We start from the raw sequence: 21,773 nt of genomic DNA on the forward strand, positions 1-21,773 counted from the left end.
GACTTCCGAACATCGCCAAATGAAACTCGTCGTCGCCATCCTCAGCCTGGTACTGGCCGCCATCATCCTGCCGCTGTTCTTCATGCCGGAACCGGCGGATCTGGCCGAGCGCCAACAGCGCCTGCCCTGGGTGATCGAGGTCCAGCCCGATGGCAACACACGCGCCTTCGGCCTGACCCTGAACGTGAGCACGCTGGCCGACGCCAAGGCCGCCTTCGGGCCGGATGTGGATGTGGCGATCATCAGCGCCCCGGGCGAAGCCGGCACGCTGGAAGCCTACGTCTCGACGGCGAAGGCGGGATTCATCACCGGCAAGATGGTGTTTGCGGTGGATGCCGCGGCGGACATGGTGCAGGCCATGAAAGAACGGGCGGTCAAGACCGAGTACATGGAGTCGACCACCCGCAAGTCGATCCTGGCGGCGGCCGACGTCGCCACCGCACTGCAGCGCCCGATCCACGCCATCAGCTTCATTCCCTCGGTCAATCTCGATCGGGATGCCATCGTCGAGCGCTTCGGCGCGCCGGTGCGCGAGGTGGCCACCAACGACCACCAGACCCACCTGCTCTATCCGGCCAAGGGGCTGGACATCATCCTCGACACCCAGGGTAAGGAGCTGCTCCAGTACGTGGCGCCACGCGACTTCGAGCGCCTGACCGCCCCCTTGAGCGCTCAGTAGTGGGGCGGGATATCGTCCTCGAGACGCCGCGGCGTCTCGGGCTCACGTGACCTCACCAGCTGCGCCAGTTCTGCCAGCTGCCGCTCCAGGCGTTCGATCCGCTGCTGCTGACGGAAGACGGTGAGATTGAGCGTCTCGACCTGATCCTCGATCCCCATGAGTTTGCACTCGACACCTTCGATGCGTTGATCCACGCGCATCTCCTGTACTGAAAACCGGCATGGTAACCGGCCCGTGCCCCGGCGTCCCCGCCAGCGGCACCGACGGCCGCTGGACAGCCCGGGGCGCGGTCATAGTGCACACAGCCGACCATGCCACCCGCATTACAATGACGCCTGTCTTTCCTCGGCGACAGGGCTCATGGATCACTATCAACTCGTTTTTTCCGGCGACATCCTACCCGGCCATGACACCGAGGCCGTTCGCCAGCGGCTCGCCGCCCTGCTCAAGGTGTCGCCGGACCGACACGAACAGCTGTTCTCGGGACGTGCGGTGGTCATCAAACGCAGGCTCGACGCCGACACCGCCCAGGCCTATCGGCGCAAGCTGGCCGCCATGGGCGTCGGCATCCGTGTCGAGCCGGAAACCGCGCCCGCAGCACCGAAACCCACCCCGGTGACCCACCCTGCGCCACCCGCGCAAGCGAACACTGCGAGCGGCGACGCGCCGCTGGCACGGGAGACACCCATCGAGGAGATGGACTGCCCCGAATGCGGCCGGCGTCAGCCCAGACGGAACCTGTGCATCAACTGCGGCGTCGACATGCCGCGCATGATCGCCGCCCGCGAGCAGGCCGAAACGGAAGCACGACAGCCCGGTGGCGAACAGGCCGCCGCGTCGATTCGGGTGCGGCCCTACGAGCCGCTCGCCACCGAGACAAGCGAACGCCCACCCCTCGTCGGTCTCGGTTTCTCGGGGCGCCTGTCACGACGCAGCTACTTCACCGGTGTGTGCCTCTACGGCAGCCTGTTCCTGCTCGTCATGCTCGCCGTGGCCATCAGCGGGAGCAAGTTGCTGTTCGCGCTCGCAGTGCTGCTCTCGGTGGTCGCGAGCCTCCGCCTGGGGGTGTTGCGCTCGCATGATTTCAACTGGTCCGGCTGGTGGACGCTGCTGAGCTTCGTCCCCCTCGTCGGCGGGGTGTACGCGCTCTTGTTGCTGTTCTTTCCCGGTTCGAAGGATGAAAACGACTTCGGCGCACCACCGGAGCCGAACCGCTGGACACACGCCTTCGGTGCACTCGCGCTGCTGGTGCTCACCCCGGTGCTCGTGGCTATGATCGCGCCGGCGCAACTGGCGCGCGGCATGACCGTACTCGGCCAGGCGGGCGGCGCCTACCCGCGCTCGGCTCCGACGCAGGCCGTGCCCGCCATGGACCTGAGGGGCTACGATCCGGCATTGAACGACGTGGTGATGTACTCGCTGACCACCTGCGGCTACTGCCGGCAGAAACGCGAGCAGTTCGACGCGCTCGGCGTGCGCTATGTCGAGGTGTTCATCGACACCGACGAGGGCGCCCGTCGGGCGCTCGATCTCAAGCTGCAGTCCAGCGGTCACCACGGCGGCGCGATCGGCACCCCGATCATCGAGGTCAATGGCACCCTGCTACTGAACAACCCCTCGCTCGACGCCGTCGCCGACCATCTGATCCGCCGCCGCAGCTGATCAGCGCCCGTCGAGATGGGCGAGGATGGGCTGCAGCATGGCGGCCCCGAGGCGCTTGCTGCGCGCCCCGCTCCAGCCGCTCTGACCGTCGGGCATGAGGGCGTTGTCCTTGAACGGCATCTCCAGCGTCAGGGACACGCAACCGAATCGGTGCGCCACCCACTTGGAGGCCAGCGTCAGCATCTCCTCGCCGAAGCGATCGGGTGCATAACCGTGCTGGCGCTGGAAATCCGGGCTCGCCGTTGCGAGCGCGTCGAGGAAGGCATCCTCCTGGCGGCGCGCCGGGGCCGGAAAGCCCGGCACCATCCCGGCGCCGTCGATGAACACATAGGGCAGCGACTCGTCGCCGTGGATGTCGAGAAACAGCGCGCACCCGGTCGCCTCCATGTGCGCGCGCACATGGAACACCTCCGGGCTGGTCTGCGCCGAGGGTTTCGCCCAGGCACGATTAAGGTTCACCCCGGCGGCATTGGTGCGCAGGTTGCCGCGCACCCCGCCGTCCGGATTCATGTTGGGCACCACGTAGAGGCAGGCCTTTTCGCGGATGCGCCGGGCCACCGGATCGGCGCCGTCGAGCAGGCGCTCAAGCAAGCCCTCGACGAACCACTCGGCCATGGTCTCGCCGGGATGCTGGCGCGCGATGATCCACACCGGCGCGCGCTCCGGCCGCGCCCGCCCCACCGTGATCACGTCCACCTCGCGCCCGTCCACGGTGCTGCCGAGCGAAGCGACCTGGGCGAACGGCGACAGTTCCGTGCGCCCGAGCAGATCGAGATGACGCTCGTGGGAATACGGCTCGAAGTAGGCGTAATAGATGTTGTTGCGCTCGGGCGTGTGGGTGATCACCAGCTGCCCGTTCTCGTAGGTGGTGCCCGAGACCCGGAACCAGTGCCGGCGGTCGTAGGAAGCCACGGCGCGGTAATCGGGCCAACCGTCCGGATAGGCCGCGTCGGCGGCGTTCTCGAACACCATCCGCAACGGCACCCCGGCGGCGTCATGGACCCGGAAATGGAACCACTGGCGGAACTCGGCGGCGTTGTCCCGGCGCAGCTGCACTCGGATGTCGTCGGCGCGACTGGCGCTGACCACTTCGATGCTGCCGCTGTCGAATCCCTGGCTGATCTTCACGCCCACGGCTCTCTCCTGCGCCCTCGGCGCGTCAGTCCTGCCGGCGACGGAACACCCAGCGCTCCGGGCCCGATGCGTCCGCGTCGAACGCGTAGCCGTCGGTATCGAAACCCTTGAGGTCATCCACCGCCTCGAGACGATGATCGATGGCGTAGCGCACCATCAGCCCGCGCGCCCGCTTGGCGTGAAAGCTGATGATCTTGTAGCGCCCGCCCTTCCAGTCCTCGAACACCGGGGTGACGATCCGGCCCTTGACCTGCGCCGGTACGATCACCTTGAAATACTCTTCGGAGGCCAGGTTCACCAGCACCGGCGGCTGCATGTCCGCCACCACCGCGTTGATCGCGTCGGTCGGCGTCTCGCCCCAGAATTCGTAGAGGTTCTTGCCGCGCTCGGTCTTCAGCCGGGTGCCCATCTCGAGCCGGTAGGCCTGCATCAGGTCGAGCGGTCGTAACACGCCGTACAACCCCGAGAGGATGCGCAGATGGGCCTGGGCATAGGCGATCCCGTCCGCGTCGAGCGACCCGGCATCGAGGCCGTCGTACACGTCGCCGTTGAAGGCGAACACGCACGCCTTGGCGTTGGCGGGCGAAAACGGCCGCGACCACTGTTCGAAGCGGGCCACGTTCAGCGCCGCCAGCTTGTCCGAGATCCCCATCAGCTCGCTGAGCCTGTCAGGCGCATAGTCGCGCATCACCTCCACCAACTCGGCGGCCTGATCGAGGAAGGCCGGCTGGGTGGCGGCGTCGGTCGGCGCGGGCGACTCGTAGTCGAGGGACTTGGCGGGCGAGATGACGAAAAGCATGGCGATGAGTGTAATCCGGAGGAAATCTGACGCGTCCGATCTTAGCAAAATCACCGCCCCTCCAGACCATGGCACGCGCACCGTGACGGCGGTTTGACAGCCTCGCGCCGTTGCCCGACCATTGCCCGCATCGACGCTTCACCCGATCCCGCAATGACCCGAAAATCCCTGCTCGAACGCTCCCGGCGTGCCGTCTGGCATCCGTGCACGCAAATGAAGACGCACGAGTCGCTGCCCCTGGTGCCGCTGAGCCGGGGCGAAGGCGTGTGGCTGTACGACACCGACGGGCGGCGCATGCTCGACGGGGTCAGCTCTTGGTGGGTCAACCTGTTCGGGCACTGCAACCCGCGCATCAACGACGCCATCGCCGAGCAGCTCGAGACGCTCGAACACGCCATGCTGGCGGGCTTCACGCACGAGCCGGTGGTGCAGCTCTCGGAACGCCTCGCGGCGCTCACCGGCCATGCCCTGGGCCACGCCTTCTACGCCTCCGACGGCGCCTCGGCCACCGAGATCGCCCTGAAGATGAGCATGCACGCCTGGCGCAACCGGGGCGAGACCGGCAAGAGCCGCTTCGTGAGTCTGGCCGGCAGCTACCATGGCGAAACCGTGGGTGCCCTGGCGGTGACCGACGTCGCCCTGTTCCGCGACGCCTATGCGCCGCTGATCCGCAGCGGTGCCACCGTGTGCTCGCCCGACGCGCGTGCCGCCGAGCCCGGCGAGTCGGACGAGGATGTGGCCGAACGCGCGGCCCAGGCCCTGGCGCATTACCTCGAAACCCACCATCACGACATCGCCGCCCTGATCGTCGAGCCCCTGGTGCAGGGCGCCTGCGGCATGGCCATGTACCACCCGCACTACCTGCGCCGCGCCCGCGAGCTGTGCGACCGCTGGAACGTGCACCTGATCGCCGACGAGATCGCGGTCGGCTGCGGCCGCACCGGCACCTTCTTCGCCTGCGAACAGGCCGGCATCTGGCCCGATTTCATCTGCCTGTCCAAGGGCATCTCCGGCGGCTACCTGCCCCTGTCGCTGGTGCTCACCACCGACGACATCTACGCCTGCTTCTACGACGACGACGTGCGCCGCGGCTTTCTGCACTCGCATTCGTATACCGGCAACGCGCTGGCCTGCCGGGCGGCGCTTGCCACCCTCGACATCTTCGCGGCCGACGACGTGATCACCGCCAACCGCGCCCGTGCCGAGCGTCTCGGTGCCGCCACCCGGGCCGCCTTCGGCGACGATCCCGCCGTACGCCATCTGCGCCAGCGCGGCATGATCGTCGCCTTCGACGTGGACACCCCCCTCGCCGACTTCTCGACGCGTTACTTCCGCGCCGCGCTCGCCCACGAGGTGCTGCTGCGCCCGATCGGCAACACCGTGTATTTCATGCCGCCCTACATCGTCGAGGACGACGACATCGCGCATCTGGTCGGCGGCGCGCGCAAGGCGCTGGACGCCGCCCTGCGGCCATGACGGCACTGCAACGCATCCAGGCGGCGCTCGCGGCACGCGAGGCCGAATCGCTGCTGCGCGTGCGGCGCATCGTCGACACCCCCTGCGCCCCCCATGTGCGCATCGACGGGCGCGAGCTGCTCGCCTTCTGCAGCAACGACTATCTCGGTCTGGCGAGCGCGCCCGAGCTCGCCGCCGCGCTCACCGAAGGCGCGCGGCGCTGGGGCAGCGGCGCCGGCGCCTCGCACCTGGTGAGCGGCCATTACGCCGTACACGAGGCGCTGGAGCGACGCCTGGCCGAGTTCGTCGGCACCGAGGCGGCGCTGTCCTTCTCCACCGGCTACATGGTCAACGCCGGCATCGCCGCGGCGCTCACCGGGCGTGGTGATGCCATCTTCGCCGACCGCCTCAACCATGCCTCGCTGGTGGACGGCGCCTTGCTTTCGCGTGCCAGCCATCACCGCTACCCGCATGGCGACACCGCCGCACTCGCCCGCCTGCTCGAGGCCAGCGCGGCGCCCACCAAGCTCATCCTCACCGACAGCGTGTTCAGCATGGACGGCGACGTCGCCCCCCTGGCCGAGCTGTTCGCCCTGGCCGAGCGGCACGACGCCTGGTTGATCGTGGACGACGCGCACGGCTTCGGCGTGCTCGGTCCGCAGGGACGCGGCGCGCTCGCCGAGGCCGGCATCGCCCACTGGCGCGTGCTCACCATCGGCACCCTGGGCAAGGCGGCGGGCGTCTCGGGTGCCTTCGTCGCCGGCCACCGCGACGTCATCGCCCACCTGATGCAGCACATGCGCACCTACATCTTCACCACCGCCGCCTCGCCGGCGATCGCGCACGCGCTGCTCACCGCCATCGACCTGATCGAGGCGGGCGACGCGCGCCGTGCCACCCTGCGTGCGCTCGAGCAGCAGCTGGCCGACGGCCTGGCGGACACGCGCTGGCAGCGCATGGACTCGCGCACGCCGATCCAGCCGGTCCTCATCGGCGACAACCAGGCCGCACTCGACGTGGCCCGGGCCCTGTGGACGCGCGGGCTGTGGGTGCCGGCGATCCGCCCACCCACGGTCCCCGCCGGCACCGCGCGACTGCGCGTGAGCCTCACCGCCGCCCACACCGCCGCGGATGTGAGCCGCCTGATCGAGACCCTGGGCGACCTGCAGGCCCCGGCATGAGCGCGCCGATCACCTTCATTCACGGCTGGGGCATGACGCCGGCCGTCTGGCGCCCCCTGCTCGCGCATCTCGACCCGGACCGCCCGCTGCGCACGCTGGCGCTGCCGGGCCATGATGACGCCGCTGGCGAAGCGCTGGATACCTGGATCGACAGGCTCGCGCCCGCCCTGCCCACCGACGGCGTGCTGTGCGGCTGGTCGCTCGGCGGCCAACTGGCCATGCGCCTGGCGCAGCACGCGCCCGACCGCTGCGCGCGCCTGATCCTCATCGGCACCACGCCCTGTTTCGTGCAGCGGCCGGACTGGTCCTGCGCGCTCGACGCGACGACGGTGGCCGGGTTCCGCCACGACTTCGACGCCGCGCCCGAGGCCACCGCCAAGCGTTTTGTCGCACTGCAGGCCGTGGGCGATCGCGCCCGGCGCGAGGTCACGCGCACCCTGGGCGCCGCGCTCACCCCGATCCAGGCCCACAACCAGGCGGCGCTGGCAGATGCGCTGGGCGTGCTGTGCGACACCGACCTGCGCGACACCCTCGGCCGCATCACCTGCCCGGTGCGCATCCTGCACGGGGCTGGCGACGCGCTCATGCCGGCCGCCGCCGCCGAGGCCATGGCCGAGGCCCTGCCCGAGGCACGCCTGAGCATCTTCGACGACTGCGGTCACGCCCCGTTCATCGGCCGCCCGCGCGACTGCGCCGTGCTCATCGACAGCTTCTGCCATGACTGAGCCGAGCACGCCGCCCGCGCGCCACGTGCGCGCCGCCTTCGGCCGTGCCGCGGCCACCTACGACGACGCCGCCCGCGTGCAACGCGAGATCTGCGCCGATCTGCTCACCCTGGCGCATCAACACGCCCCCGGCACGACGGAGCGATTCCTCGACGCCGGCTGCGGCACCGGCCGCGGCGCGGCCGAAGCCCTGGCCTGGCTGCACCCCACCGAGACGTTCGCCCTCGATTTCGCCCCCGAGATGCTGGCGCGCTGTGACGCTGCCCGGTGGCACCACCGCCTGTGCGCCGACCTGCAGGCCATTCCGCTGCCGAACGCGAGCGTCGACGTGATCTGGTCGAGCCTGGCGGTGCAGTGGTGCGCGCCCGACCGGGCCCTGGCCGAGATGGCGCGCATCCTGCGCCCGGGCGGCCGGGCCTTCGTCGCCACCCTCGGCCCGGGCACGCTGCACGAGCTGCGCCATGCCTTCGCGGCGGTGGACGACGCCCGTCATGTGATCGCTTTCCATCCGGCCGCCACCTGGGGCGACAGCGCAACCGCGGCCGGTTTGACGGTGGACGCGCTCAAGCTGCAACCGCGGGCGGCGACCGCGCCCGACCTGCGCCGGCTGCTGCGCGACATCAAGGCCATCGGCGCCCATGCGGTCGGCGACGGCCGGCGCCGCACGCCGCTGGGCAAAGCCGCCTGGCGCACGCTGCAGGCGCGCTACGAGCCCTTCCGCCGCACCGACGGCCTGCTGCCCGCCACCTACGACGTGATCCTGCTCGCCCTGAGGAAACCCCAATGACCCGCTCCTGGTTCATCGCCGGCACCGACACCGAGATCGGCAAGACCTTCGTCACCAGCGCCCTGCTCCATGCCGCGCGGCGTGACGGGCGCACCGCGCTGGGCATGAAGCCCATTGCCGCCGGCGCCGAGTGCGTCGACGGCGTGTGGATCAACGAGGACGCCGCCCGCCTGCGCGCCGCCAGCAGCGCCCAGCTCGACTGGGCGCAGATCAACCCGGTGTGCCTGCGCTCCCCCATCGCGCCGCATATCGCGGCCGAGGAGGAAGGCGTGGACATCGACCTGACCCCCATCGTCGCGGCCTATCGGCGCCTGACGACCCAGGCCGACGTGGTGCTGGTCGAGGGCGTGGGCGGCTTTTGCGTGCCGCTCGGCCCCGACCAGGACACCGCCGACCTCGCGGTCGCCCTGGCGCTGCCGGTGATCCTCGTGGTCGGCCTGCGCCTGGGCTGCATCAACCACGCCTTGCTCACGGCCGAGGCCATTCGCGCCCGTGGACTGACCCTGGCCGGCTGGGTGGCCAACCAGGTCGACCCGCACATGCTGCGCCCGGAAGAGAACATCGCGGCGCTCGAACAGCGTCTCGCCGCACCACTGCTGGGACGGGTGCCCTATCTCGCCTCCGGCACCCCCGCCGAGGTGCGCGGCCTGCGCCTGCCCGCCTGACACGGGCGCCGAGGGGGCGCCAAGGGCCTGAATCGATGATAGAATTTGTGCAACGCAAAATTACATCATCCAACCCCAGCACCGACCGCCCGCGCTGATTGCGCATCGCAGCACCGTTCCCACCCTGATCCAGAACGCTGTTGTCGGCCCGTTCCACGTGGCCGCTCGCGGTCGTGCGTCACGCGGAGTTCACGTGTCCTCGACGCTCACCCCCCGGGAAATCAAGACCAACCTGCTCAGCGGGCTCACCGTCGCCCTCGCGCTCGTGCCCGAGGCCATCGCCTTCGCCTTCGTGGCGGGCGTCCATCCGCTCACCGGCCTTTACGCCGCCTTCCTCATGGGGCTGATCACGGCGACCATCGGTGGCCGCCCGGGCATGATCTCCGGGGCCACCGGCGCGCTGGCCGTGGTCATGGTGGCGCTGGTCGCCCGCCATGGCGTGGAGTACCTGTTCGCCACCGTGGTGCTCATGGGCCTGTTCCAGATCGCCTTCGGTGCCCTCAAGTTCGGCAAGTTCATCCGCATGGTGCCGCACCCGGTCATGCTCGGCTTCGTGAACGGCCTGGCCATCGTGATCTTCCTGGCCCAGTTCGGCCATTTCCGCGTGGCCACGGCGGACGGCACCAGCCAGTGGCTGCAGGGTCCGGCCCTGTTCACCATGGGCGCGCTGATCGTGCTGACCATGGCGATCATCTACCTGCTGCCGCGCCTGACCCGGGCGGTGCCCTCCTCGCTGGCGGGGATCGTCGTCGTCTCCCTGGTGGTGATCTTCGGTGACATCGACACCCGCACGGTGGGCGATCTGGCCTCGATCTCGGGCGGACTGCCGAGCTTCCACCTGCCCATGGTGCCGCTCGACTGGGAGACGCTGCGTATCATCCTGCCCTACAGCCTGATCCTGGCCGCCATCGGCCTGATCGAATCGCTGCTGACGCTCAACCTGATCGACGAGATGACCGACACCCGCGGGCGCCCGAACCGGGAATGCGTGGGCCAGGGGATCGCCAACGTGGTCACCGGCCTGTTCGGCGGCATGGGCGGCTGCGCCATGATCGGGCAGAGCATGATCAACATCGGCAACGGCGCCCGCAGCCGCCTGTCGGGCATCGCCGCGGCGCTGTTCCTGCTCACCTTCATCCTCTTCGCCGCGCCGCTCATCGAGCGCATTCCGCTGGCGGCCCTGATCGCGCTGATGTTCGTGGTCTCGGAGAAGACCTTCGAATGGGCGAGCCTGCGCGTGCTGCGCAAGGTGCCTCGTCACGACGCCTTCGTGATCATTGCGGTCACCGTGGTGACGGTGCTCACCGATCTGGCCATCGCGGTGCTGGTGGGGGTCGTCATCTCCGCGCTGGTATTCGCCTGGCAACACGCCAAGCACATCCGCGCCGAGACCCGCACGGAAGCCAACGGGTGGAAGACCTACACCCTGCACGGCTCGGTGTTCTTCGCCTCGACGCAGCACTTCTTCGCGCTGTTCACCCCGCGCGAGGACCCGCAGGACGTGGTCGTCGACTTCGCCCACGCGCGGGTCATGGACCACTCGGCGCTGGAAGCCATCGACAGCCTCGCCGAGCGCTACCGCGCACAGGGCAAGCGCCTCCATCTGCGTCATCTGAGCGCGGACTGTCTCGAATTGCTGGACAAGGCGCGCGACATGGTCGAGGTCAATCTGATCGAAGACCCCCACTACCACCTGGCCGACAACCGCCTGGGCTGAGGCGGCCGCGCCCGGCTCAGATGACCGCGAGCAGCTGCTCGGTCAGCTCCGGGAGCCGCTTTTCCGCCTGGCGGGATTCGTGCATGCAGCGCACCCAGTCAGCGTAGAGCGCGCGCAACGCGCCATGGCTGTCGCAGGCCTTGACCGCCCGCATCAGGTCGAGCTTGGTGTACTGGCCATGGAAATGCACGAGGGTGTTGATGATGAAGTTCTTGGCCTTGTCCAGATCCCCGGCCGGACGCGATTCGGGGAGATTCGCCAGGGCGGCGTCCGGATCGGCGGCGACATCGGCGGCTTCACCGCCACCGTCGTGCCCGGAGGCAACCGCTTCGATGAAACCCTGATGGGTCAGTTCGTCGAGCATCTTCTCGAGTTCGTCGAAGCCCAGCATGGACTTGAGCGACTCGAGGGTCCGCTGGCCGTCGATCAGGATCAGCACCCGGCGCAACTTGGGTGACAGCCCGAACGCGCGCGTCTCGATCTCGGCCAGGCCTTTCTCGGCTTTGGCATAGGCAAGCATTCTCGTCTCCTCCATCGGTGTGTTGTCGACACCGACGCTTGCGAACTCTGCGGTTCGTCTGATTGAGGCGTCGGCACCGTGATGCAGCACTGCACCGGCACGATTCCAGACAGCAGTCACATCTTCGCGGGATTATGTCACGAAGAGTTACATCTTTCGGAAAAGTGTGATAGACGCGCAGCTGTCCGCGCCGAGCGGAAGGGATCAGCGCGTGAAACGTCGCTGGCGCAACTGCTCGAACAGCCCGATCGCCGCCGCGGCGGCCACGTTGAGCGATTCGATGGCGCCGGGCATGGGGATCACCAGCGGATGGCTCGCATGGGCAAGCAAGGCCGGCGAGACGCCGGCCCCTTCGGCGCCGAACAGCCACACGCCGGACGCGCGCAGATCGGTCTCGAACAGATCGCGACTGCCCGGCCCGAGCGTCGTGGCATACACCGCGCCACGATAACGCTCGAGCCAAGCGACCGGATCGTCCGACTCGATGATGTCGAGACGGAAATGGGCGCCCATCCCCGCTCGCAGCACCCGGGGCGACCAGGCCTGGGCGCAGCCCGGCGTCAGCACCGCCACCGGCACGCCGGCTGCCGCCGCGCTTCTGAGCAGCGTCCCCAGGTTGCCCGCGTCCTGAACCCGGTCCAGCAGGAGGACATCCCCTTCTGTCGGCAGCGTGCGCCGGGTCTCGGGCAGATCGATGACGGCGAGCAGGCCCGAAGGCGACTCCACCGGGCTCAACTGGCGGAACAGCGCATCCGGCACGCACACCTGGCGCACCTCGTCGGGTAGCGCGGCGATCAGGGCGAGATGCTCCGGCCGACCCGCACCGCTGTCGCTCAGCAGCACCTCGCGCAGGGCGTATCCGCCCTGTCGCGCGGCGTCGACCAGATGGGCACCGTCGAGCACCGTCTGGCCAAGCTTGCGACGATCGCGCCCCGAGTGCGCCAGCGCCCTGATCTTCTTGACGAGGGGGTTGTCCCGGGACTGGATCGTTTCCATCGGATGGATGCGCCCTGGGCCTAGTCGAACAGGGACGGGTTTTCCCAGATCGCGCGCACCGGGGCGAAGCTCTTGCGATAGAACTCGGCCACGCCATGGGCGCGGATCGCCGCCAGATGGGCCGGCGTCGGGTAGCCCTTGTGAGCGGCCAGACCGTACTGGGGAAACTGCGCGTCGAGCGCGCGCATCTGCGCGTCGCGCGCGGTCTTGGCGAGAATGGAGGCGGCCGAGATGGCCGGTTCGAGGGCGTCGCCCTTGACCAGCGCGCTGACCGGATAGGGCAGCTCCGGACACCGGTTGCCATCGACGATCACGGCCTCGGGCGCCGTCGCCAGCGCCAGCACGGCACGGCGCATGGCGAGCATGGAGGCATGGAGAATGTTGAGCGTGTCGATCTCGGCCACCGAGGCCTCGGCGACCGCCCAGGCCAGCGCCCGCTCGCGAATGAGCGGTGCCAGCGCCTCGCGCCGCTTCTCGGTCAGCTTTTTCGAATCGCACAGGCCGTCGATCGGGCGTGTCGGGTCGAGAATTACCGCGGCAGCCACGACTGGCCCGCACAATGGCCCCCGACCCGCTTCGTCCACACCGCAGATGAATCGCTCAGGACGCATCGCCCATCCCCAGGAGCGGCAGAATCGCCTCCGCCGCCTTGCTGGCCGTGTCCTGGCGCAGGGTCTGGTGAAGCTGCATGAAACGCGCCTCGAGGGCCAGACGCGCCTCCTTGTGGTTCATCCACGCACAGACGGCGTCGGCGAGCTTGTCGGGGGTGGCGTCGTCCTGGATCAGCTCCGGCACCAGCGACTCCTCGCACAGGATGTTGGGCAGCCCGACCCAGGGCAGATACGCCATGCGTTTCATAAGCCGGTACTGAAGCCCGCCCATGCGGTAGCTGATCACCATGGGCCGCTTGAGCAGCGCCGCCTCGAGCGATGCGGTGCCGCTGGCCACCATCACCACGTCGGCTGCCGTCATCGCATCGACCGCATGGCCGAACAGCACCTGAAGCGGCAGGCCCGCCTCCCCCGCCACCTCGTGCACCGCGCCCTCGAAGATCTCACGGGTCTGGCGGGTGGCCAGCGGCACCACGAAGCGTGCGTCCGGATAGCGCTCGTGCAGGCGCATCGCCGCGCCGAGAAACAGGGGCGCGAGATTGCGCACCTCCGACTCCCGGCTGCCGGGCAGCAAGGCGAACACCGGCGCATCGACCGGCAGGCGCAGCCGGGTACGCGCCGCCTCGCGGTCGGGATGCAGGGGAAACTCGTCGGCCAGCGGATGGCCCACGTAGGTGGCCGGCACACCGGCGCCGGCATAGATATCCGGCTCGAACGGGAACAGGCACAGCATGTGATCGACCGCCTGACGGATCTTCTTGATCCGGCCGCCGCGCCAGGCCCAGATGGAGGGACTGACGAAATGCACGGTCTTGATGCCTTTCGCACGCAGCCGGGTCTCGAGCCAGAGGCTGAAATCGGGGGCATCCACGCCGATGAACAGGTCCGGAGGATCGGCCAGCAGGCGTTTGAGCAATTCCCGGCGAATGCCCGACAGCTCGCGATAGCGCTTGAGTGCATCCACATAGCCATGGACGGCGAGCCGGTCGCACGGCCACCAGGCCTCGAAACCGGTTGCGGCCATCTTCGGGCCGCCGATGCCGAAGGTCTGCAGGTTCGGCAGACGCATTCGAAGCGCCGCCAGCAGGTGGCTGGCGAGCAGGTCGCCGGACGCCTCGCCGGCGACCATGGCAATGCGCACGGTCTTCATGGCCTCAGCGAACGATCCCGCGACTGGACAGCGCGATGAACTCGGAGAACGGCTGCAGCGCTTCGCATTCGGTGGCCATCGACGCGATCGCCGTGCGCGCCTCGTCGAGGCTCAACCCCTCACGATAGAGGGCGCGATACGCCCGCTTGACGGTGCGGATGTCGTCGGCCGAGAAGCCGCGACGGCGCAGCCCTTCGCTGTTGATGCCGTGCGGACTGGCCGGATTGCCGGAGACGGTCACGAAGGGCGGCAGGTCCTGCAGCAACACGGTGCCCACGCCGCAGAACGCATGCGCACCGACGCGCACGAACTGGTGCACCCCGGTAAAACCGCCGAGAATCGCCCAGTCGCCCACGTGCACGTGGCCCGCCAGCGTGGCGTTGTTGGCGAAGATGGTGTGATCGCCCACCTGGCAGTCATGGGCGATGTGCACATAGGCCATGACCCAGTTGTCGTTGCCGACGCGGGTCACGCCCGCATCCTGGGAAGTGCCGACGTTGAAGGAACAGAACTCGCGGATCGTGTTGCGATCACCGATCTCGAGCCGCGTCTCCTCGTCGTCGTATTTCTTGTCCTGCGGCTGGGCGCCGATGGAGCAGAACTGGAAGATCTCGTTGTCGCGACCGATGCGCGTATGCCCTTCGATGACCACATGCGGGCCGATCCGCGTTCCGTCACCGATCTCGACGTGCGGACCGATGATCGAATAAGGACCGACCTCGACGCCTGCGCCAAGCCGGGCCGCCGGATCGATGATGGCTGTCGGATGAATCATCACAGGGTCTTGAGCGCACACATGAGCTCGGCTTCGGCCGCCACCTCACCATCGACACGCGCCACGCCCTTGTATTTGTAGATGTTGCGCTTGTTGTTGGTGATCTCCACCTCCATCACGAGCTGGTCGCCCGGGGTGACCGGCCGCTTGAAGCGCACGTTGTCGATTCCGGCGAAATACACCACCTGATCCTCGTCCGGCATCATCCCCATGCTTTTGAACGACAGCACCGCCGCCGCCTGCGCCATGGCCTCGACGATCAGCACCCCCGGCATGACCGGATGATGCGGGAAGTGTCCCGGAAAGAACGGCTCGTTCATGGTGACGTTCTTGATGGCCACCACACGCTTGTTCTCCTCGAGCTCGACCACCCGGTCGACGAGCAGGAACGGATACCGGTGCGGCAGGTACTTGACGATTTCATTGATGTCCATGGTGCTCACGACTCGCTTTCTCCCTTATCAAGCCGTTGTTCGATGGTGCGAATGTCCTGGGCCATCGTATCGAGATGGCGCAGTCGCGAAAAGTTTTTCACCCAGTCGGCGTGGGTCTGCAGCGGCAGGTTGGCGGTATAGACGCCGGGCGAACGGATGGATTTGGTGACCAGGGTGCCCGCCGAGATCACCACATCGTCGCAGATGCTCAGGTGACCGATGATGCCCGCCTGCCCACCGACCATGCAGCGCTTGCCGATGCGCGTACTGCCCGCGATGCCGACACAGCCGGCGATGGCCGTGTCTTCGCCGATTTCGACGTTGTGCCCGATCTGGATCTGGTTGTCGAGCTTGACGCCGTCCGCGATGACGGTGTCGCTCATGGCGCCACGGTCGATGGTGGTGTTGGCACCGATCTCGACCTTGTTGCCGATGCGTACCGAGCCGATCTGCGGAAACTTGACCCACTGGCCATCGTCCGTGCGTGCAAAGCCGAAGCCGTCGGCGCCGATCACGGCGCCGGCGTGAATCAGGCAGTCAGTGCCGATGTGCACGCCGGCGTAGAGCGTCACGTTCGCCGCCAGGCGGGTCCGCGCCCCGATGTGCACGTCCCGACCAACGACGCAGCCGGGCCCGACCACCGCGTCTTCACCAATCACCGCGCCCACCTCGATCACCGCATTCGGTGCGACGTGGGCACCGGCATGGACGGCTCCGGCAACCACCGCCGAGGCCGCGACCCCCGGCGCATGGGCGACCGGCGGATTGAGCAGCGCCACGACGCGGGCAAAATACAGGTAGGGGTTTGGCGTGTGAATCGCAAGCAGGCCGGGCGGCACCTCGGTCGCCTCGTCCACGACGACGACCGAGGCGCGGGTCCGCGCCAGCTGCGCACGGTATTTCGGGTTGGCGAGGAAGCTCAGCTGCCCCTCGCCGGCCTGATCCAGTGGCGCCACGCCGACGATGGTCACATCGCCGCATGCAGACAAACGCCCGCCGAGGCGGGCGACGATCTGCTCGACGGGAAGGCCCATCAGGGCCTCCGGATTACTTGGCGCCGTCAAGTTCCTTGATCACCTTGTCAGTGATGTCGATCGCCGGGCTGGCGTAGACGGCCTCCTGGAAGATGATGTCGTACTTCTCGCGCTCGGCGATCGCCTTGACCGCCTTGTTGGCGCGATCGAGCACCGTCGCCAGCTCTTCGTTGCGGCGCTGGTTCAGATCCTCGCGAAACTCGCGCTGGCGACGCTGGAAGTCACGATTCAGGTCGCTGAATTCGCGTTCCTTCTTGCTGCGATCCGACGCGGACAAGGTCAGTCCGTTCTTCTCCAGGTCGGCCTTCATACCCTGGAGTTCCTTCGCCATGTTCTGCAATTCGCCGTCCCGCTTCGAGAATTCCTTCTCGAGGCGTTGCTGCGCCTGCACCGCAGGCGTCGACTCGCGCATGACGCGGTCGGAATTGACAAACCCGATACGGGAGTCCGCCATGACAGCGGGCGCCACCAGGCTCAGGGCGCAACCGACAATCAACGCGACACGGGAAAACTTCACTCGAACCTCCGACATCATGTCATCCACTCAGAACATCGTACCCAGCTGGAACTGGATGGTTTGCGTCTTGTCGTCCTTTTCCTTCTTCAGCGGCTTGGCCACGCTGAGCTTCAAAGGACCGATCGGCGAACTCCACGCAAAACCGATCCCCGCACTATACCGCAGGTCACCGAAGGAAAACTTCTGATCCGCGCCCCAGACCTGACCGGCATCCACGAAAGTCGACAACCGGAAGGTCTTGTCCCGCCCGGTGCCCGGGAACGGGAAGAAATACTCGGCGTTGGCGATGATACGGCGGTTACCCCCGATCGAATCGCGGCTGCCGTCGGTGTTCAGGATGCGCGGCCCCAGCGAGCTTTGCTGGAAGCCACGCACGGAGCCGATACCCCCGGCGTAGAAGTTCTTGTAGAACGGCAACGGCTTGCCGCCATAGCCGTGCGCCCAACCCACCTCGCCGTTGAGCATGAGCGCCGAATAGTCGCCGAAGGGGAAGAACTTCTGGTGTTGATACAGGGCCTTGGCGTAGCGGATCTCGCCCGGCGGCACCGCCACTTCGAGGAACACGCGCTGGTAGGTGCCCTTGCGCGGATACAGGAAGCTGTCGCGACTGTCGCGGGACCAGCCGATCGTGCCCAGCAGGCTGGTGGCCTGGTTGCCGAACGCGTCGACGAAGTCCTTGTACTGGACCGGACTGTCGGAAAAGGTGGTCACCTTGGTCTGGTCCACCGCGAGGCCGAAATTGATCCGGTCGTCTTCGGCGATCGGCACCCCGTAGCGCACCCCGAAGCCGGTCGACGTCGTCTTGTAGCGCGAGATGTCGAGCGAATTGGCATCGTAGGTGCGGTGGTAGGCATCGAAGCCCTGGCTGATGCCGTCGATGGTGGCGTACGGGTTGGTGTAGGACAGCGAGTAGACCTTGTTGGTCTTGCTGGTGTTGATCGCGAAAGTCAATGCATTGCCGGTACCGAACAGGTTCTGCTGCGACACCGAGGCCGACAGCACCACTTTTTCCGAGCTCGAGAAGCCGACACCCAGCGCCAGGTTACCGGTCTGGCGTTCCTTGACGTTGTAATTGACGTCCACCTGGTCGGTGGTGCCCGGTACGGCGGGCGTTTCCACGTTGACCTCGTCGAAGAAGCCGAGCCGGTCGAGGCGCACCTTGGAACGGTTGATCTTCTCCCCATCGTACCAGCCGCCTTCCATCTGGCGCATCTCCCGACGGATCACCTCGTCGCGGGTGCGCTCGTTGCCGGCGATGTTGATCCGGTGCACATACACGCGCTTGCCCGGATCGACGAAGATGTTGAACGCCACCTCGTTCTTGTCGCGATCGACCTTGGGCGCGGCATTGACGTTGGCGAACGCGTAGCCTTCGTTGCCCAGCGCATCGGTGATGGCCTTGTTGGTCTCGGTCAGCGCCTTGCGCGAGAACGTATCGCCGGCGTGCACCTTGACCAGCTCGCGGTACTTGTCGTCCGGCAGGATCAGATCACCGGTGAGCTTCACGCCCGAGACCTTGTAGATGTTGCCCTCGGTGATGCTGATGGTGATGTAGATGTCTTTCTTGTCGGGCGTGATCGACACCTGGGTCGAGTCGATGCTGAAGTCCAGATAGCCCTGATCCAGATAATAGGAGCGCAGGGTCTCCAGGTCGCCCGACAGCTTCTGGCGGGAGTACTGGTCCGACTTGGTGTACCAGGTGAACCAGCCCGGCGTGGTCAGCTCGAACAGGTCGACCAGATCCTCCTCGTCGAAGGCATGGTTGCCCACGATCTTGATCTGTCGGATCTTGGCGGCCTCCCCTTCGGTCACGTCGAAGCGGATGGCGACCCGGTTGCGCTCCAGCGGGGTCACCGTGGTCTTCACCGTCGCCGCGTACTTGCCGCGGGTCAGGTACTGACGCTTGAGTTCCTGCTCGGCCTGTTCCAGCAGCGAATGATCGAAGATGCGCGACTCGGCCAGCCCCAGTTGCTTGAGCCCTTCCTTGAGCGCCTTGGCATCGAACTCCTTGACGCCGGAGAAGTCGATCTGCGCGATCGCGGGGCGCTCGTCCACGACAACCACCAGCACGCCATCTTCGGCCTCAATGCGCACGTCGTCGAAAAATCCGGTCCCGAACAGGGCCTTGATCGCCTGCTGCGCCTGCGCCTCGGTAAACCGATCCCCCACCTTGACCGGCAGATAGTTGAAGACCGTACCGGCCTCGGTACGCTGGATGCCTTCGACACGGATATCCTTGACAACAAACGGTTCAAAGGCAAACGCGGGCGCAGCCGCGAACAGGGCAGCAAGCAACCCGGATATGAGCGTACGTTTCATTGGGATATTGAGATTCAGCCAGAAATCAGGCGATTGATGTCGTTATAGAAGGCAAATGCCATGAGCATCACGAGAAGGGCCAGACCAATCTGCTGCCCGATTTCCATGACACGCTCAGGCACTGGCCCGCCCCGGAGAATTTCGAGCACATAATACAGTAAATGCCCCCCATCCAGCACCGGAATGGGCAGCAGGTTGAGCACCCCGAGGCTGATGCTGATCAGCGCCAGGAACTTGATGTAGTGGTCCAGTCCCATCTTGGCGGACTGACCGGCATAGTCGGCAATCGTGACCGGTCCGCTGAGGTTTCGCCACGACAGCTCACCGGTCACCATCCGCCCGATCATGGCGAGACTGAAGGTGCTCATGTCCCAGGTCTGATGCACCGCCCGGCCAAAGGCCTCGAGCGGCGGGTAGGCCACCTTCACGAACATCGACGTCGAGTCGCCGGCCGGTCGCTGCACGCCGACGCCGATCCGCCCGAGCGTTCTGCCATCGACCTGCTCGGGCTTCGGCGCCAGGTCGACGTTCAGCGTCTGACCGCCCCGACGCACCTCGAAATCGAGCGTCTTGCCCGGCGCCTTGCTGACGATGTCGACCAGATCCATGAAGTCGGCAATGGGGGCACCGTCGATCGCCACGACCCGGTCCCCGACACGCAGTCCGGCCGCTTCGGCGGCGCCGCCGGCCATGATCGAGCCGACCACCGCCGGAATGGGCGGGCGGAACGGCCGCACGCCGATCTGGGTCATCGGATCGTCCTGCCCCTCATCCACCACCACGCCATCGAGCGGCAGCGCATAGGTCGCCGTCTCGCCGTCCGTGGAACGCACCGAGACCGAGGCGGCCGGTTCGTTCATCACCGATTTGAGTACCGCCCAGCGCCAGTCCTGCCAGGACTGCACCGACACGCCGTTGACCGAGAGAATCTCGTCGCCGTCGCGCAGGCCGGCGCTGGCGGCAATCGTGTCCGGCGCCGTCACCGCGATCCGCGGTCGCAATTCGTTCACACCCGCCACGAACACCACCCAGTAAAGCAACACGGCCAAGGCCAGATTGGCGAGCGGACCGGCAGCGACGATGGCGAAACGGCGCCACACGGACTGGGTGTTGAAGGCCCGGTGACGCAGGTGCTCGGGCACCTCCCCTTCGCGCTCGTCGAGCATCTTGACGTAGCCGCCGAGGGGAAACAGCGCCAACACCCATTCGGTTCGGTCGCGCCCGGCGTGCCACTTGAGCAGGGGTTTACCGAAGCCCACCGAAAAACGCAGCACCTTCACATTGCACAGACGCGCCACGCTGTAGTGCCCCAGTTCGTGGATCAGGATCAGCAAGCCGAGGCCGACCACGAACGGGACGATGTAATCCAGAGCGCCCATCAGGCCGTCTCCCGTGTTTTCACAAGCGCTTTTGCGCGACTACGGGCTTCGGCATCGACGGACTCGATTTGTTCCAGCGACGCGTCACCGGCATCGGCCATCTGCGCCATGGTCGCCTCGATGATCCGGGCAATGTCCAGGTAACCGATGCGCCCGTTGAGGAAGGCCTCGACCGCGATCTCGTTGGCCGCGTTGAGCACGGCCGGCAGGCCGGCGCCGGCACGCAGCGCGTCATAGGCCAGCGCCAGGCAGGGAAACCGGCGCAGGTCGGGCGCCTGAAAATCGAGGCGTGCGATGGCGCACAGATCGAGCGGCGCCACGCCGGCATCGATCCGATCGGGGTACGCGAGCGCATGCGCGATCGGCGTGCGCATGTCCGGATTGCCCAGCTGCGCCAGCACCGAACCGTCCGCGTAGGCCACCATCGAATGGATCACGCTCTGCCGATGGACCACCACATCGATCGCATCGGCGGGCACGCCGAACAGCCAGTGCGCCTCGATGACTTCGAGGCCCTTGTTCATCATCGTCGCCGAATCGACCGAAATCTTGCGCCCCATCGACCAGTTGGGATGGGCGCAGGCCTCCTCCGGGGTGACGCCCTCCAGGGTGGCCGGCTCGCGGTCGCGAAACGGACCGCCCGAGGCGGTCAGCAAGACACGACACACGCCATGCGCGGTCGGACGCCGGTCGTAGCCGGCGGGCAGCGCCTGGAAGACGGCGTTGTGCTCGCTGTCGATGGGCAGCAGCGTCGCGCCGCCCTCCGCGACTGCCGTCATGAACAGGGCGCCGGACATGACCAGCGCCTCCTTGTTCGCCAGCAGCACCCGCTTGCCGGCGCGCGCCGCGGCCAGGGTGGGACGCAATCCGGCTGCACCGACGATGGCGGCCATCACCGCGTCGACCTCGGGCGCCTGGGCCACCGCCACCAGGCCGGCCTCTCCGACCAGCACCTCGGTCGACGCGCCGTCCGCGACGAGCAGAGCCCGCAGACGCTGGGCCGCGAGTTCATCGCCGACGACCGCGTATGTCGGCGAAAAGCGCCGGCACTGCTCGGCGAGCCGCTCGATCCGGGAATGGCCGCTCAGGGCGAAGACCCGGTATCGGTCCGGATGGCGGCCGACCACATCGAGCGTGCTCTCGCCGATCGATCCGGTCGCGCCGAGAACAGTCAGTAGCTGGATGTTTGCCATCGAAGAAAACCTTGTCGCGACGCGGCTTGGCCGCCGTCAAT

General features: G+C 67.3%; 22 protein-coding genes. 8 read left to right on the plus strand and 14 right to left on the minus strand.

Going from position 1 to position 21,773, the window contains the following annotated elements:
• Positions 1–19 precede the first annotated feature (19 nt).
• Positions 20–679 carry a hypothetical protein gene (locus G3580_RS10340; protein ID WP_173765237.1) on the plus strand — a complete coding sequence of 220 codons (660 nt, stop codon included), beginning with the start codon at positions 20–22 and terminating at the stop codon, positions 677–679.
• Here the strand turns inward: G3580_RS10340 and G3580_RS10345 are convergent.
• Complete coding sequence (locus G3580_RS10345) at positions 673–873, minus strand: SlyX family protein (RefSeq protein ID WP_228720631.1); 201 nt, start codon at positions 871–873, stop codon at positions 673–675. The genes G3580_RS10340 and G3580_RS10345 overlap by 7 nt on opposite strands.
• 166 nt (positions 874–1,039) lie before the next feature.
• Here G3580_RS10345 and G3580_RS10350 point away from each other — a divergent pair, with 166 nt between their 5' ends.
• Positions 1,040–2,341, plus strand: a complete 1,302-nt coding sequence (locus tag G3580_RS10350) for a DUF805 domain-containing protein (protein WP_173765241.1) — start codon at positions 1,040–1,042, stop codon at positions 2,339–2,341.
• Here G3580_RS10350 and G3580_RS10355 read toward each other — a convergent pair whose 3' ends face one another.
• Both G3580_RS10355 and yaaA read right to left on the minus strand, forming a co-directional pair.
• Positions 2,342–3,469 (minus strand): M14 family metallopeptidase, encoded by a 1,128-nt coding sequence (locus G3580_RS10355; RefSeq protein WP_173768765.1) that lies wholly within the window; start codon positions 3,467–3,469, stop codon positions 2,342–2,344.
• Between the two features lie 31 nt (positions 3,470–3,500).
• The gene (gene yaaA, locus G3580_RS10360; protein ID WP_173765243.1) at positions 3,501–4,274 is read right to left on the minus strand and encodes a peroxide stress protein YaaA; all 774 of its coding nucleotides are present in this window, start codon (positions 4,272–4,274) and stop codon (positions 3,501–3,503) included.
• Positions 4,275–4,427: 153 nt separating this feature from the next.
• Here yaaA and G3580_RS10365 point away from each other — a divergent pair, with 153 nt between their 5' ends.
• From G3580_RS10365 to G3580_RS10390, 6 genes are all read left to right on the plus strand, one after another.
• Positions 4,428–5,750, plus strand: a complete 1,323-nt coding sequence (locus G3580_RS10365) for an adenosylmethionine--8-amino-7-oxononanoate transaminase (protein WP_173765245.1) — start codon at positions 4,428–4,430, stop codon at positions 5,748–5,750.
• Positions 5,747–6,910, plus strand: a complete 1,164-nt coding sequence (bioF, locus tag G3580_RS10370; RefSeq protein ID WP_173765247.1) for an 8-amino-7-oxononanoate synthase — start codon at positions 5,747–5,749, stop codon at positions 6,908–6,910. The genes G3580_RS10365 and bioF overlap by 4 nt, the downstream gene beginning before the upstream one ends.
• On the plus strand, positions 6,907–7,635 hold the full coding sequence (locus tag G3580_RS10375) for an alpha/beta fold hydrolase (RefSeq protein WP_173765249.1): 729 nt from the start codon (positions 6,907–6,909) through the stop codon (positions 7,633–7,635). Before bioF ends, G3580_RS10375 begins: the two co-directional genes overlap by 4 nt.
• Positions 7,628–8,422: a malonyl-ACP O-methyltransferase BioC gene (gene bioC, locus G3580_RS10380; protein ID WP_173765251.1), complete on the plus strand. Its 795-nt coding sequence runs from the start codon at positions 7,628–7,630 to the stop codon at positions 8,420–8,422. The genes G3580_RS10375 and bioC overlap by 8 nt, the downstream gene beginning before the upstream one ends.
• Positions 8,419–9,087 (plus strand): dethiobiotin synthase, encoded by a 669-nt coding sequence (gene bioD, locus G3580_RS10385; RefSeq protein ID WP_173765253.1) that lies wholly within the window; start codon positions 8,419–8,421, stop codon positions 9,085–9,087. The genes bioC and bioD overlap by 4 nt, the downstream gene beginning before the upstream one ends.
• Before the next feature lie 193 nt (positions 9,088–9,280).
• Entirely contained in the window at positions 9,281–10,804 is a 1,524-nt protein-coding gene (locus G3580_RS10390; protein ID WP_173765255.1) for a SulP family inorganic anion transporter, read from the plus strand.
• 16 nt (positions 10,805–10,820) lie between these two features.
• On the opposite strand, the gene G3580_RS10395 is transcribed toward G3580_RS10390, so the two are convergent.
• The 11 genes from G3580_RS10395 to ispC form a co-directional block, all read right to left on the minus strand.
• Complete coding sequence (locus G3580_RS10395) at positions 10,821–11,324, minus strand: hypothetical protein (RefSeq protein WP_173765257.1); 504 nt, start codon at positions 11,322–11,324, stop codon at positions 10,821–10,823.
• A gap of 204 nt (positions 11,325–11,528) precedes the next feature.
• On the minus strand, positions 11,529–12,320 hold the full coding sequence (locus G3580_RS10400) for a TrmH family RNA methyltransferase (RefSeq protein ID WP_173765265.1): 792 nt from the start codon (positions 12,318–12,320) through the stop codon (positions 11,529–11,531).
• Between the two features lie 20 nt (positions 12,321–12,340).
• Complete coding sequence (gene rnhB, locus G3580_RS10405) at positions 12,341–12,931, minus strand: ribonuclease HII (protein WP_173765267.1); 591 nt, start codon at positions 12,929–12,931, stop codon at positions 12,341–12,343.
• Positions 12,921–14,081, minus strand: a complete 1,161-nt coding sequence (gene lpxB, locus G3580_RS10410) for a lipid-A-disaccharide synthase (RefSeq protein ID WP_173765269.1) — start codon at positions 14,079–14,081, stop codon at positions 12,921–12,923. Before lpxB ends, rnhB begins: the two co-directional genes overlap by 11 nt.
• 4 nt (positions 14,082–14,085) lie before the next feature.
• Positions 14,086–14,856 (minus strand): acyl-ACP--UDP-N-acetylglucosamine O-acyltransferase, encoded by a 771-nt coding sequence (lpxA, locus tag G3580_RS10415; protein ID WP_173765271.1) that lies wholly within the window; start codon positions 14,854–14,856, stop codon positions 14,086–14,088.
• Complete coding sequence (fabZ, locus tag G3580_RS10420; protein WP_173765273.1) at positions 14,856–15,290, minus strand: 3-hydroxyacyl-ACP dehydratase FabZ; 435 nt, start codon at positions 15,288–15,290, stop codon at positions 14,856–14,858. The genes lpxA and fabZ overlap by 1 nt, the downstream gene beginning before the upstream one ends.
• 5 nt (positions 15,291–15,295) lie before the next feature.
• Complete coding sequence (gene lpxD, locus G3580_RS10425; protein WP_173765275.1) at positions 15,296–16,324, minus strand: UDP-3-O-(3-hydroxymyristoyl)glucosamine N-acyltransferase; 1,029 nt, start codon at positions 16,322–16,324, stop codon at positions 15,296–15,298.
• Positions 16,325–16,337: 13 nt separating this feature from the next.
• Positions 16,338–16,841, minus strand: a complete 504-nt coding sequence (locus tag G3580_RS10430) for an OmpH family outer membrane protein (RefSeq protein WP_228720632.1) — start codon at positions 16,839–16,841, stop codon at positions 16,338–16,340.
• 27 nt (positions 16,842–16,868) lie between these two features.
• Entirely contained in the window at positions 16,869–19,160 is a 2,292-nt protein-coding gene (bamA, locus tag G3580_RS10435; RefSeq protein WP_173765280.1) for an outer membrane protein assembly factor BamA, read from the minus strand.
• Positions 19,161–19,174: 14 nt separating this feature from the next.
• A complete protein-coding gene (gene rseP, locus G3580_RS10440; protein WP_173765282.1) occupies positions 19,175–20,539 on the minus strand; it encodes an RIP metalloprotease RseP in 1,365 nt (454 codons plus the stop codon).
• Entirely contained in the window at positions 20,539–21,732 is a 1,194-nt protein-coding gene (gene ispC / locus G3580_RS10445) for a 1-deoxy-D-xylulose-5-phosphate reductoisomerase (protein ID WP_173765284.1), read from the minus strand. The genes rseP and ispC overlap by 1 nt, the downstream gene beginning before the upstream one ends.
• Between the last annotated feature and the right edge of the window lie 41 nt (positions 21,733–21,773).

It is taken from the genome of Nitrogeniibacter mangrovi, assembly GCF_010983895.1.
Lineage (GTDB): Bacteria > Pseudomonadota > Gammaproteobacteria > Burkholderiales > Rhodocyclaceae > Nitrogeniibacter > Nitrogeniibacter mangrovi.

Excerpts from the sequence above, each read along its gene's own strand:
- ispC (WP_173765284.1), bottom strand. The coding sequence starts at position 21,732 with ATGGCAAACATCCAGCTACTGACTGTTCTCGGCGCGACCGGATCGATC.
- yaaA (WP_173765243.1), bottom strand. The coding sequence starts at position 4,274 with ATGCTTTTCGTCATCTCGCCCGCCAAGTCCCTCGACTACGAGTCGCCC.
- bioD (WP_173765253.1), top strand. The coding sequence starts at position 8,419 with ATGACCCGCTCCTGGTTCATCGCCGGCACCGACACCGAGATCGGCAAG.
- rnhB (WP_173765267.1), bottom strand. The coding sequence starts at position 12,931 with ATGCGTCCTGAGCGATTCATCTGCGGTGTGGACGAAGCGGGTCGGGGG.
- lpxA (WP_173765271.1), bottom strand. The coding sequence starts at position 14,856 with ATGATTCATCCGACAGCCATCATCGATCCGGCGGCCCGGCTTGGCGCA.
- lpxD (WP_173765275.1), bottom strand. The coding sequence starts at position 16,324 with ATGGGCCTTCCCGTCGAGCAGATCGTCGCCCGCCTCGGCGGGCGTTTG.
- bioF (WP_173765247.1), top strand. The coding sequence starts at position 5,747 with ATGACGGCACTGCAACGCATCCAGGCGGCGCTCGCGGCACGCGAGGCC.
- G3580_RS10365 (WP_173765245.1), top strand. The coding sequence starts at position 4,428 with ATGACCCGAAAATCCCTGCTCGAACGCTCCCGGCGTGCCGTCTGGCAT.
- lpxB (WP_173765269.1), bottom strand. The coding sequence starts at position 14,081 with ATGAAGACCGTGCGCATTGCCATGGTCGCCGGCGAGGCGTCCGGCGAC.
- G3580_RS10340 (WP_173765237.1), top strand. The coding sequence starts at position 20 with ATGAAACTCGTCGTCGCCATCCTCAGCCTGGTACTGGCCGCCATCATC.
- G3580_RS10375 (WP_173765249.1), top strand. The coding sequence starts at position 6,907 with ATGAGCGCGCCGATCACCTTCATTCACGGCTGGGGCATGACGCCGGCC.
- bioC (WP_173765251.1), top strand. The coding sequence starts at position 7,628 with ATGACTGAGCCGAGCACGCCGCCCGCGCGCCACGTGCGCGCCGCCTTC.
- G3580_RS10400 (WP_173765265.1), bottom strand. The coding sequence starts at position 12,320 with ATGGAAACGATCCAGTCCCGGGACAACCCCCTCGTCAAGAAGATCAGG.
- G3580_RS10395 (WP_173765257.1), bottom strand. The coding sequence starts at position 11,324 with ATGCTTGCCTATGCCAAAGCCGAGAAAGGCCTGGCCGAGATCGAGACG.
- rseP (WP_173765282.1), bottom strand. The coding sequence starts at position 20,539 with ATGGGCGCTCTGGATTACATCGTCCCGTTCGTGGTCGGCCTCGGCTTG.
- G3580_RS10350 (WP_173765241.1), top strand. The coding sequence starts at position 1,040 with ATGGATCACTATCAACTCGTTTTTTCCGGCGACATCCTACCCGGCCAT.
- fabZ (WP_173765273.1), bottom strand. The coding sequence starts at position 15,290 with ATGGACATCAATGAAATCGTCAAGTACCTGCCGCACCGGTATCCGTTC.
- bamA (WP_173765280.1), bottom strand. The coding sequence starts at position 19,160 with ATGAAACGTACGCTCATATCCGGGTTGCTTGCTGCCCTGTTCGCGGCT.